Annotated in this window: 8 protein-coding genes and 1 pseudogene; 2 read left to right on the forward strand and 7 right to left on the reverse strand. The window is 54.6% G+C overall.

Annotation, left to right across the window (positions count from 1 at the left end):
* Positions 1–167: 167 nt before the first annotated feature.
* A complete protein-coding gene (locus DMG62_02790) occupies positions 168–2915 on the forward strand; it encodes a DNA polymerase I (protein PYY24510.1) in 2748 nt (915 codons plus the stop codon).
* An 83-nt stretch (positions 2916–2998) separates the two neighbouring features.
* Positions 2999–3736, forward strand: a complete 738-nt coding sequence (locus DMG62_02795) for an ROK family protein (GenBank protein PYY24511.1) — start codon at positions 2999–3001, stop codon at positions 3734–3736.
* 356 nt (positions 3737–4092) lie between these two features.
* On the opposite strand, the pseudogene DMG62_02800 reads toward DMG62_02795, so the two are convergent.
* From DMG62_02800 to DMG62_02830, 7 genes and pseudogenes are all read right to left on the reverse strand, one after another.
* Positions 4093–4526, reverse strand: a pseudogene (locus DMG62_02800) (GxxExxY protein).
* 203 nt (positions 4527–4729) lie between these two features.
* Positions 4730–5518, reverse strand: coding sequence for a hypothetical protein (locus tag DMG62_02805; GenBank protein ID PYY24601.1), 789 nt, complete (start codon positions 5516–5518; stop codon positions 4730–4732).
* Positions 5519–5621: 103 nt separating this feature from the next.
* Positions 5622–6416, reverse strand: a complete 795-nt coding sequence (locus tag DMG62_02810; GenBank protein ID PYY24512.1) for a hydroxypyruvate isomerase — start codon at positions 6414–6416, stop codon at positions 5622–5624.
* A gap of 142 nt (positions 6417–6558) precedes the next feature.
* On the reverse strand, positions 6559–6897 hold the full coding sequence (locus DMG62_02815; protein PYY24602.1) for a P-II family nitrogen regulator: 339 nt from the start codon (positions 6895–6897) through the stop codon (positions 6559–6561).
* 107 nt (positions 6898–7004) lie between these two features.
* A complete protein-coding gene (locus DMG62_02820) occupies positions 7005–8618 on the reverse strand; it encodes an ammonium transporter (GenBank protein PYY24513.1) in 1614 nt (537 codons plus the stop codon).
* A gap of 176 nt (positions 8619–8794) precedes the next feature.
* A complete protein-coding gene (locus tag DMG62_02825; GenBank protein ID PYY24514.1) occupies positions 8795–10081 on the reverse strand; it encodes a porin in 1287 nt (428 codons plus the stop codon).
* A 354-nt stretch (positions 10082–10435) separates the two neighbouring features.
* Complete coding sequence (locus tag DMG62_02830; GenBank protein PYY24603.1) at positions 10436–12052, reverse strand: trehalase; 1617 nt, start codon at positions 12050–12052, stop codon at positions 10436–10438.
* Between the last annotated feature and the right edge of the window lie 275 nt (positions 12053–12327).

Below are 12327 nucleotides of genomic sequence, written 5' to 3' on the forward strand. Positions count from 1 at the left end.
AGTTGCCACGTTTTTCCCTCCCAAACCTCCGTGTCCTCCGTGTTCAATCCTGTCTTGGTTTTGCTTTGCTCCGTGTTCCCGTGGTGAATCCGCTGTTAGACTTTTCCTAGACCTTGTCCGCGAAGCCACAACCCGAAGCCCGTGCGCAAATCTTCCTGATCGACGCTATGTCCTTTATTTTCAGGGCATACCACGCCATGCAGCGGCAGCGCCCGATGTCGACACGCACTGGGATTCCGACCGCGGCAACATTTGTCTTCGTGAACATGCTGAACAAGCTGCGCGATGACTTTCATCCCCAGTATCTTGCGGCTGTTTTTGACGTTTCCGCGCCAACGTTTCGTGATGAACAGGCGAAGGCGATCGCCTCGGTCAAGAAGTATGACAGCAAAACGCAGACATACCAGGAGATCGCTTACGGCGGCTACAAGGCTAATCGCAAGGAGATGCCGCACGATCTGGCGCAGCAGCTTCCCTACATTCGGCGCGCGCTTGAGGCATACCGTATTCCCATTTTGGAACAGCCGGGATTCGAAGCCGACGACGTAATCGGCACGCTGGCGCATAAGGCAGTGGCAGCGGGATATCCCGTGTACGTCGTCTCCAGCGACAAGGACATGCTGCAGCTCGTCAGCGACAGCATCTGCGTCTTGAATCCCCCAAAGGACAATCTGATTTGCGACGCGGCCAAGGTCGAGGAAATTCTGGGTGTCGGTCCGCAGCAGGTTATCGATGTAATGGCCTTGCGCGGCGACTCCATCGATAACATTCCCGGCGCGCCGGGAATCGGCGACAAAGGATCGGTTGAGCTGATCAAGCGCTTTGGATCGGTCGAGAACCTCCTCAATCATGCCGAGGAGGTAGAGAAGAAGACATACCGTGAATCGCTGCTGAATAATCGCGACGTTGTCCTGCGCAGCAAGGAGCTAGTCACGATCGATACCAACGTTCCTGTGCATCTGAATGTCGAAACCATGCAGGCGCAGGAGCCCGATTACGAAGCTTGCCGCCTACTCTTCAATGAGCTTGAGTTCACCACGCTGCTGAAGAACTTCGTACAGACGACTGATCAGGCGAACGTCGAATACGGCGCACTCAATAGCGAGGCACAACTCCAAGAGCTGCTCAAGCAAGCCAAAGGTGGCGAGATTGGAATCGTAATCTGTGCTCCGCCCACAACGTCAGCCGGCACGGAGCAAAAAGAAGAAGAAGAGCCGGAGCTTCCGCTGCTCAACATAAAGCAACAGGGCTGCGATCCAGTGGAGCTCGCCATCTCGGTCGAGCAGAACAAGGCAGCCAGCGTTCGACTTGGCGATAACGGTCTCACCGAGGCGCTTCGAAATGTTCTGGCAGATCGGTCGATTCCCAAATCGGTACACGACTACAAGTCTGCTCTTCGCATGCTCTCCAGGTTTGCTGCACAAACAAAATCCCCTGGGCCAACCGCTGCAGAGCCACAGCCGAGGGCGGCTGTGCCGCAGGAGAAAACTGAGCTTCCGCTGGCTGGGGTGCGGGATGACGTGATGCTCTTCTCCTATCTGCTGAATCCGACCTACAGCAGCCACACCTTGCCCGAAGTTGCTTTGCGCCGATTCAACTTGCAGCTTTCAGGAATGACGGCAGAAGCTGCCGACCTGACCCTTCGGCTCGCTCGCACACTGCGGCAGCAGGTCGAGGATGAGGCCGGCCTCATCAATGTCTACGACACCATCGACCTTCCTCTTGCTCCAGTGCTGGCGCGGATGGAATCAGCCGGCGTGAAGATTGACACGGCGGCTCTGGGCCATATGGCAGTCGATCTCGAGAAGCAGTGTGATGCCAGAGCAAAGGAGATCCACGCTCTCGCTGGAGAAGAGTTCAACGTCAACTCTCCCCGGCAGCTTGGCGAGGTGCTCTTCAACAAGCTTGGGCTGCCCAAGCCAGTGAAGTATGGAAAAGGCAAGATGATCTCGACCGCAGTCGACGTTCTGGAAGACTTGGCTGCCGAGCACGAGATTGCAGGTAAAGTCCTCGGCTTCCGCCAGCTCTCGAAGCTGAAGTCAACCTATGTGGACTCGCTGCCAATGCTTGTCGATCCGCAGAGCGGACGCGTCCATACGACCTTCAACGCGGCAGCGACCGCCACCGGCCGGCTTTCGTCAACAAACCCGAATCTGCAAAACATTCCCATTCGCACCGAGCTTGGCCGCGAAATTCGTTCGGCGTTCATTGCGGAGCCAGGCAACGTACTCCTCGCCGCCGACTATTCGCAGATTGAGCTGCGCTTACTGGCCCATTTCTCCGACGATCCACTGCTGGTCGAAGCCTACCGCCGCGAAGACGATATCCATCAGCTCACCGCAAGCGAAGTCTTTGGCGTTCCGCCGATGTTGATCACCGCCGAGCATCGCAGCCGCGCCAAGGCTGTGAACTTCGGAATCGTCTACGGCATATCGCCTTTCGGTCTTGCTGCCCAGCTGGGAATCGATCAGAAAGAGGCAAAGAAGTACATCGAGACTTACTTCGAGCGCTACAAAGGCGTGCGTGCCTTCATCGAGCGCGTCCTCGACGAGACCCGCCGCGAACAGCGCGTGCGCACTCTGTTCGGCCGGGTTCGCCCCATCCCCGACATCAACAGCAAAAACGCCAACATGCGCGGTTTCGCCGAGCGCACGGCGGTGAATACGCCACTGCAAGGCACCGCTGCCGACGTGATCAAGCTCGCGATGATCAAGATCGACGCCGAACTCTCGCATCGCAAACTGCGCTCCCGGATGACGCTCCAGGTGCACGATGAACTCGTCTTTGAAGTCCCGGAAAAGGAAATCGATACCATGCGCGAACTGGTCTGCGAGCACATGCAGAACGTGTACCCATTCAAAGTGCCGCTTATGGTGGACATTGGTGTAGGGCACAATTGGCGCGACTTGCAATAGCCTCAAGAACGTGGATCCGGGCAGATCCACGTTCAAAAGTCAGCTTCGTCCTTTTGCGATAGTCTCTCTCTGATCACGCGCACATGAACTCCAACAATCCATCCGGAACAGACTTCTCAAACAACAAATATAAAGTGCTGGCTATCGATATCGGCGGCACCAACGTGAAGCTGCTGGCCAGCGGACAAAAAGAAATGCGCAAGGTTCCTTCTGGCCCGACCCTCACCGCGCGCGAGATGGTGAGCCAGGTAAAGGCCGCTGTGGAGGACTGGCCTTACGAGGTCATCTCCATCGGCTATCCCGGACCGGTTGTGCAGGGCCGTCCCATCAGCGAGCCCTTCAATCTCGCACCAGGATGGGTCAAGTTTGATTTCCGAAAAGCCTTTGGTAAGCCTGTCAAGGTCATCAACGACGCCGCCATGCAAGCCCTCGGCAGCTACAAAAAAGGCCGAATGCTCTTTCTCGGACTCGGTACCGGATTGGGATCGGCGATGATCGTCGACGGCGTCCTGCAACCCATGGAACTCGCCCATCTTCCCTACAAGAAAGGACGCACGTATGAGGACTACCTCGGCCGGCGCGGCCTCGAACGCCTCGGCCAAAAGAAGTGGCAAAAGAATGTCTTCGAAGCCGTGGTGCAATTGCGGCAAGCGGTTCAAGCCGACGACGTCGTCTTAGGCGGCGGCAACGCCAAAAAGCTAACCGATCTCCCCGCCGGAGTGCGCCTCGGAAGCAACAACAACGCCTTCCTCGGCGGCTTCCGCATGTGGCAGGACGAAAGCGTACGCCACGGCATTGTTCGGACCGCGGGCTCCAAGTAGACTGCGAAACCCAAAAAATTGAACACGGAGGTCACGGAGGTTGGGGAGGGCTTCTTTACGATCATGGATACCGGTTGGGTAATTTTAGATTGGGGCCATTTACAACGCTACGTATGCCCTAGTTCGAATGGGACCGCGGGCTCGAAGTAAACTACGAAACCCAAAAAATTTGAACACGGAGGTCACGGAGGTTGGGGAGGGCTTCTTTACGATCGTGGATACCGGTTGGGCAATTTTAGATTGGGGCATTTACAACGCGATGTATGCCCTCGTTCGGATGGGACCGTGGGCTCGAAGTAAACTACGAAACCCAAAAAAGTGAACACGGAGGTCACGGAGGATGGGGAGGGGCTTCTTTACTGTCGTGGATACCGGTTGGGTAATTCTAGATTTGGGCCATTTACAACGCGATGAATGCCTTCTTTTAGATGAGTGACGTTGAAATGATTAGTAGCCCGACTTTTTTCTTACTTAATCGCAGATACGACAGCAATTGTGCTTTATGCACTGGCGCAACAGCCTCGATTGACTTTATCTCCACCACAATCTCATCGGCGACCAGGAGATCGATGCGATAACCAAGATCCATCTTCACACCCTGGTACACAAGAGGTAGCGGCACTTGAGCTTTGACGTCCAATCCTGCTTTGCGAAGTTCATATGCAAGGCAAGCTTCATAAGCGCTTTCAAGTAATCCAGGCCCAAGCTCTGAGTGAACGGCCAAAGCTGCCTTAATAATTTCGTGAGTTAACTCAGAATGTGAGACTGCCCGCCTGGCGCCTGTTTCCACGTTTTGCCTCCCCGCCCTCCGTGACCTCCGTGTTCAATTTCTTGGGGTTCGCATTCTACTTCGAGCCCGGAGTCCTCACAAAGCCAGAGGGCAAACATCGCGTTGTAGATGGCCCGAATGGCCCAAATCTTAAAGATCCCGTTGCAGTATCCAAAAATCGAAGCAACCCTCCCAAATCTCCGTGACCTCCGTGTTCAATGTTCTTACCGCCGTTCCAAGCCCAAGCGCGTAGCTTTCAGCGTAGCCGACAACGATTCCCGCGGAATGGAAGTGATGAACGGTCCGATCAGCCAGCCCAGGCCAGTGGGCACGTCGCGTGTCAGGGAGATTGCGTCGCAGCGGACGTAGACTCCGCCGTCCCGTTCCAAGAATCGCCAGTACGTATCCATGCTCCACATGTATCCTTCACCGTGCCCTGCTGGCTTCTGGCGCTCATCGGGTTGATTCGGATTCTCGACTTCATTGACGCGCGTCGTGTGCGATCGACTATAGGCGCGTTGCGCATCGAGCCTGTAGTAATGTGCGTCGTGCTCCGTGTCCAGGACCACGGTGATGATCTTTTTCTTGGCAAAGCGCAGGTAGGCAACGAAGTGATCGTCGTCGCGATGCAGCAGCTTTGAGCGCGCAACGTCCGGCTTGTAGTACTGCTGATGATGGTCGTAATCCTCGAGAAACGAGAGCACCTTGCCGAGGTTCGTGTTGGGAATGAAGACGAAACCTGACCAGTGATGTATCAGTCCGTCCGGCACTTTGGCAGCTTTAGAGAAAGCCAGCGTCGCTTTCTCGATGACGATCTCGCCCTGCTTGAGCTGCTCGTCACGAGGAGTAATGTCTCCCCAGAAGAAATTAGGGCCACTTTGCTCCGCGTCCACCTTCTTCTCAGCTAACGAGAGATATTGGTCGTATGCGTCGCGCGTCTTCTGCTTAAGATCAAAGCCGGCTGCTGCCGGCGCGAGCACAAGTGTTAAGAGAAGGACAAGCGAGAAATGAATTCGGCCGGAAAACCTCCTCAGGCGCACACAGCTTGCAAGGAAAAGCCTCTCCAAAGCCACGAATGAAATTCTACTTGGGATAGAGATGATCGGTCGTGCGGAACTACACAGGACTCGACTCAGTCTGATACTGTGCGAACCACTGCAGGCCTTCTTCGGTGGTAAGCAGCGGATTGTATTGGCAACCGACCCAACCCTCATAGCCCATCGCATCTAGATGCCGGAAGAGGTAATTGAAGTTGATTTCGCCAGTGCCGGGCTCGTTGCGTCCAGGCACATCCGCAACCTGCAGATGACCGATGCGCGGGATGTTTTCCGCAATCGTGCTGGCAAGGTTCCCCTCGGTAATCTGCATGTGATAGACGTCATACAGCAGAAACAGATTGGGATGATTCACCTCGTTCATAATTGCGAGAGCATGTGATGACCGATGGAGAAAGAAGTTAGGGTTGTCGTACACATTAATAGGCTCAATCAGCAGCTTGATATTGAGCTGAGCCAACCGCGTGGCCGCATGCTGTAAGTTTCCTACCAAAGTTTCATGAATAGTGAGAGGACAACTGTCGCGTGGCATGATGCCGGGGAGACAGTTCAATCTCTTGCAGTCGAGAGCTATGGCATAGTCAATTGCCATTTCCAGGCCCTCTTTAAATTCTGAAATGCGGCGCGGATCGCAGGCCAGACCACGCTCGCCGGCCTCCCAATTCCCCGAAGGCAGATTAAACATCACTTGCTGGAGATCGAACTGTTTCAGTAGCTCAGCAAGATCTTCTTTTGAGTAATCGTAGGGAAATAAATACTCAACGGCAGTGAACCCATGTTTAGCTGCCGCCTCGAAGCGCTCTGGAAAGATAAGTTCGGTGAATAAACTTGAAAGATTCGCAGCGAATCTGGTCATTCGTCGTCTGTCTTTATCATTAGTCTCGTGAATATACAGCGTTGGTGTGGGATGCTGACACCTTATGGGCTAAGAACAGGATACGGTGGGTTTCAGCACCTGCGATCAATCCTGCGTTGGCCGAAGTATGTCCGTGATGTGCCTACAACGCCGCTACTCCACGCTCGTAATTGCGAATGCGAATCGCCTCATCCACTTTGTAGAGAAAGATCTTACCATCTCCAATACGTCCGGTCGCGGCAGTTTTTACGATGGCGTCGACGACAGAGTCCACCGTTTCATCTTCCACCACAACCTCCAGCTTGATCTTCGGCAACAGGTCCACAGAATATTCCCGACCACGATATGTGGCCGTGTGTCCCTTCTGCCGCCCATGCCCCCGGACGTCAGCTACGGTCATTCCCTCAACGCCTAACTCCGTGAGAACGTCCTTGACGCTCTCAAAGACCGACGGTTGAATAATCGCCTCGACTTTAGTCATGATCCTCTTCGCCTGTGCTGCTGATTGTTGCCATCGCGTGATCCTCATGCAGAACCGCAACACAGCAAGTCCGGATTGCTTTTAACCGGACCTGCTGCGCTGTTATGTCAATCGCCACTTGCTACTCGGCTGACAGTGTGGATTGGCATCGGTTCCAGATCGAGTACCTGCGGCTGAACTGCTACGCCGGAAGGACGCGATAAAGAGGAGATCACGTACTCTGGGTAGGCGGAAATCCCGTGTTCGTGCAAATCCAACCCGTAAAGCTCGCCTTCTTTGGATACCCGTAATGTTCCGGTAGCGTTTACCAGGTACATTACTGCTAACGCGACCGAGAAAGTGCACACGGTAATGATCAAACTGCCCAGTGCTTGCGCCTTCAGAACTTGCGTTCCCCCGCCGTAGAAGAGTCCCTTCAGGGCCGCAGAATTATCAGGAGCGAGTGGCCCCGTGGCTCCATATTTTCCGCAAGCGAATAGCCCTAATGAGAGTGTTCCCCAGATGCCGCACAAGCCATGAACAGGCACAGCTCCAATGGGATCATCGATCCTCAGCCATTCCAGCAGTTCGACGCCGAGCACTACCAGCACACCAGCGACACCGCCGAGAAGAATCGATCCAGTCGGGCTGACCCAATAACACGGACACGTAATTGCCACCAAGCCTGCAAGAAATCCGTTTATGGTGAAACCCACATCCCATTTCTTGCTGCCGAGGTAAGCGTAAGCCATGGCGGTCAAACCCGCCGCGCACGCCGCGAGCGTGGTGTTCGTAGCCACTCTGCCGATTCCTTCAAAATCCATTGCCGATAATGTGCTGCCGGGATTGAAGCCGTACCAACCGAACCAAAGGAGAAGTCCGCCACTGGCGGCGATGACCAGATCGTGCGGCAGCATCGGAGCTCCGCCATCGCGCTTGAACTTGCGGCCAAGGCGAGGACCCAGCACGATTGCGCCGGCCAAAGCGATGAAGCCGCCGATTGTGTGCACCACAGTAGATCCGGCAAAGTCGTGAAATCCCATTCCCAATCCGGGAAGGAACTGCCCGGGGCTTCCCATCAGAGCCAGGAAACCGTCAGGTCCCCAGGCCCAGTGGCCGATGATCGGATAAATGAAGCCGGAAACGGCGACACTGTAAAGCAGGTCTCCAACAAATCCTGTGCGCCCGACCATTGCCCCTGAGGTGATTGTTGAACAGGTATCTGCAAAAGCAAACTGGAAGAGCCAGAAGGCCATGAAGGCGACTCCGCTGGCCTCATAAGTTGCGGGAGCGTCTCTCAGGAAGAACCAGTGATATCCGATGAAGCCGTTGCCGTGGCTGAACATGAAGGCAAAACCAAAGGCATAGAAGAGGAGGCCGCAGAGACAGGTGTCAACAATACATTCCATCAACACGTTTACGGTTTCGCGCGCTCGACAAAAGCCGGCCTCGAGCATGGTGAAGCCTACCTGCATGCCGAATACCAGGAAAGCAGCAACCAGCGTCCACACCGTATTGATGGGATTGACGATGTCTGCAGCCTTAACTCCGGTTTCCGCCGCGAGCACTCGTGTGCCGAGCAAGCCCGCGCTAAATGCGACGATCAACAAAACCAAGCCGATGCCGATCGCCTTCCCGGCAAGCAAGAGCCTTCCGTAGCGCCGCCACTCAGGATCTCGCATTCTGCCGGACAGGCGGGATAATTTAGCCGATAGAGACAGCTTTGTTGGTTGTCTTTTCATGACACTTATAGCCTTCCTCTGTAGAGATATTGCGGGCGGTATACAGTAAGCGCATCGACACCCTACTGACAATGCCGGCGTAAGTCCAATACATATTTCTGCTTACAGCTATTTACTTAATTTGTTATTTGTGTTGTTTATGGCGCATATCACGGAAGCTGATCTTGCCTGGATTCCTACTTAGCTTCCCTGCTGTCGAACATGAAGACGAGTCCAGCAGTAGCCGTGTTCTGCGCTTTTACCGGCAAGTTGTTACCCTTCGCGAAAGTTGGCTGGCTCGATGTATCGCGCCGAAACTCCAGACGAGTGAGGATATGGCTCGCCACCATACGCTGAAACGTTCCCGTAATTCCGTTGAAGTGCTGCTGAGTGCCAGTGGTGAAGCCATCATGATCGTTGTAGTACTCATACCGGGTTGCAAACGCATACTTCTCGGTGGGCGCGTACTTCACGTACCCGGCAACTCCAGTCCAGAAGACAGGATTCACAACTCCGGCAATACGGTCGCCACGGCCGTAATCAGTGTTGGCCATCAGCGTCAGCTTTGAAGTAGCGGAGTAGGTGACAACGGTGTCCCAAAGCTGGCGCCAGTTAGAATTCACGCCCTGCTCAGGGCCCGCCATGTAATTCTCTGCAATGCTCAACTTCTTTGTCGGATTCCAACCAAGGCTCATGCCATAGGTCTTGCCGGTGTTGTTTTCCACGACATTGTTCCAGCCGTTGGTCACGTAACCAGTGAGGGAGTATTTGTCGTTAAACGCATACTTCGCCCGTACGCCAAAGTGGTAATAGGGAATCGCATACGAGAAGAGCAGACCGCGCGAATAATTCCAGTTATCCTTGGTTTCGATGACCTCGGCTCCCGCTGGAGTTACGAACTTTCCGAAATCTACCTGGAGTCCCTTCCCTACTGGTGCGAGATATGAGAAATAAGCTTCTTTGAGATATTGATCGAAACCGAGTCCGCCAGGATCGGATCCGTTGACGGCGTTAATCGCCTGTCCGTACCCGAGCGCGATGTGATAACCGGTTCGGCTATTGGTAACCTCGGGCGTCTTGTCCACGACAAGCTCAACCAGATTCAGAGCGAATTGATTCGAAAGCGCGTCGAAGCTGCGAAATCCGCTGCTGCGACTCACTGGTTGATTAGCGTTGTAGCCGTAATACATGTCGACAAACCCGCTCAGGGTCGTAGGACCAAGCAAACTCGCAATCGAAGTAGCACCGCTGCTGGAGGCCAACGACGCAGCTGATGAACCTGAGCCGGCTGGATGAGCAGGGGCTTCCTTGAGAGCTGCCATTTGAGAGCGAAGGTCGTCAAGCTCTCTCTGCAGTTCCTCGATGCGGCTATTTAAAGCCGCGGGTTTGGAATCGGTATCGCTTTGCGCCCGCGAGAGAACCGGAGAACACAGGAGCGTTGAAAACACAAGTATGCGCGTGACGAGACGGTTGTAACTCTTCATGTTGATGACTCACTCTTGAGATCTCATGCTGAGAGAACATCGGGCTGCATGAGTAATGAGCAACAACACTATTTGCGAACTATGGACTTCGTCCAATGCATATCTTGAATTCGCCGCATAAGAGTATCTTAGTTTTATTAGGCAAGTATTCAGTGCAGTTATGGGAAGGATAGTAATTACAGATTAGAAGAGTTAGTTATTGGCGACATCAGGAATTTAGCTAATCACTAAAAGTAATCCGCGTAATAGACGTTCCAAATAGTGTACGGGGGCGAACTCCGGCCCCCTGGGGCGTTCTCACCACGGCAGCAAAGCTGAACCGCATTCACAGAGAATGCACCTGACTGTTCTGACCTATTTTGAATTTAGGAGCACCAGGCTCACGCCGTTGGTCCAGCCAAATCCTACGACGTTCGTCTTGTACCCGGCTGAGACCTGGGCCTGAGTGGAGCGCGTAGTTACGTCATATTTCTCGCGAATCGTCTGATCGCGCTTGAAGTTGTCGTAGACGTCGGAGACGAACTCTTCCGCGATACGGTCAGCCTCTTGATTGAATCCGTAGCGCCGTAGTCCCTCTACGGGAATCAACTGCAGCGGTGCCCAACCATACGGCAGATCCCATTGCATGCCGGTGACGCGATCGCTCATCGCAATGCCGCCGGCATGTTCGAAGTGACTTAGATTGCGCGCCACGGCTTGCGCCTGTTCAGGACTCGCGAGGCCGGCCCAGAGCGGATAGAAGGTGGTGGCGTAGTAGTAGTTCGACTGGCGGTCATGCAGGAAGTCGTAATCGAAGTACATTCCTGCCTGCGCGTTCCAGAAATATTTGTTGACCGCCTGTTTCCGGTTTTCGGCGACTTGCTTCCATTTGGCCGCCTCCTCCGATCGTCCCAGCATCTCTGCCATTTGCGCGAGATCCTGCTCGGCTTTATAAAGCAAGCTGTTCAGGCAAACGGGAGCATAGTGATGAGTGGATCCGCTGTACGGCCCAAAACGGAACGAGATATCGAATCCTGACTCGCGCATTGCGCGATCGCCCTTGTAATAATCACGAGCCAGGCTTACGCGTTTGGCTTCCGAGCAATGCCGCGCTCCGGAGGTGGTTGCGTCCTGGATTGCGCAGACCTCAACCTGGAACTGAGGACCGGTCTGCGCTGACCTCCTGTCGCCATCTGAGCCTACGTATCCTTGGGCAGCGTCGTCGTCTATGGCGAGCAAGCTGCTGGTTACGTCGGAGTAGTAGGTAGGATCATCTCCCATTTCAGGAACCGGACCTTCCCCGAGATCGAAGTAGCGAGAGAGGCCGGTGTTTCCCGCGAGCTTCGGCTCCTGCGTCCAGAGCTGGTGATCGCGGACGGCATAGGCGTAGGCGCGGGCAAGCCATTTCTGGTCCGCGAGTGGCTTCGATTGTTTCTGCGCCGCCTGATAGAAATCCAGGATCATCGAGGTAAGAAACGGCGGCTGCGAGCGCGTGAAGTAATACGTCCGATTCGCGTTGAGAATGGCGCCGTAATGCTCGATCTCGAAGAAGAAGTTGTCGATCATGTTGCCGGCCAGCTCGAGCATGCCGTCTTGCACCAGGCCGCGGATGATGAAGTAGCTGTCCCAACCGTACATCTCGTTGAACCGTCCGCCCGGGACAACGTACGGATTCGGCAGATACAAGAGCCCCGGCGGTTGAACTTCTGAGACTTTCACGTCGCCCATCTTCTGAATCGGCCGTGGCAGCTTTACTACGCGGTTGCCGCACTTCGATTCGAGCGCTTGAACGGCCGGCGGCGTCGGGATATCGGCTGGTATGTACAGCACCGGCTTGGTGGTTAGTTTGGTGTCGACCAGGGAGCCGCATTCAGTCTGGGAGCGGCGAAGGGTAGTCCAGGCAGAATGGATGTAGTCTTTGAGCTCTTTGACCTGTGCCGCGCTCAGCGGATGTGAACTGGCAGTACCCTGAGCGTCCGCTGACTGCGCCATGGAGCAGACGGACAGCAGGCAAACGGCGACGAATATGCGAGCCCAATCGCCAGAGCGTTGCAACAGGCTGATACTTTCCTTTGGCTGTGCATGCGTGAATATCCAAGATGCGCGCTGATCCATGAATTCAGTTGTCAAAGTGGTTTTCCCGGTTCATGATTCTCTCAGATGGTGTCGGCAAATCAATCCGAAAACGGTAACTGTAATAACAAAGTGGTTAACCCTCCCACCTTCGCTCAGGAGCGACGGCCTCGCCCACTGGCACAAAACCAATT

The sequence above is a fragment of the Acidobacteriota bacterium genome (assembly GCA_003225175.1).
Taxonomy (GTDB): Bacteria; Acidobacteriota; Terriglobia; order Terriglobales; family Acidobacteriaceae; genus Gp1-AA112.

Coding starts and splice junctions, on each gene's coding strand:
- DMG62_02795 (PYY24511.1), top strand. CDS start 2,999: ATGAACTCCAACAATCCATCCGGAACAGACTTCTCAAACAACAAATAT.
- DMG62_02790 (PYY24510.1), top strand. CDS start 168: ATGTCCTTTATTTTCAGGGCATACCACGCCATGCAGCGGCAGCGCCCG.
- DMG62_02830 (PYY24603.1), bottom strand. CDS start 12,052: ATGGCGCAGTCAGCGGACGCTCAGGGTACTGCCAGTTCACATCCGCTG.
- DMG62_02825 (PYY24514.1), bottom strand. CDS start 10,081: ATGAAGAGTTACAACCGTCTCGTCACGCGCATACTTGTGTTTTCAACG.
- DMG62_02815 (PYY24602.1), bottom strand. CDS start 6,897: ATGACTAAAGTCGAGGCGATTATTCAACCGTCGGTCTTTGAGAGCGTC.
- DMG62_02810 (PYY24512.1), bottom strand. CDS start 6,416: ATGACCAGATTCGCTGCGAATCTTTCAAGTTTATTCACCGAACTTATC.
- DMG62_02820 (PYY24513.1), bottom strand. CDS start 8,618: ATGAAAAGACAACCAACAAAGCTGTCTCTATCGGCTAAATTATCCCGC.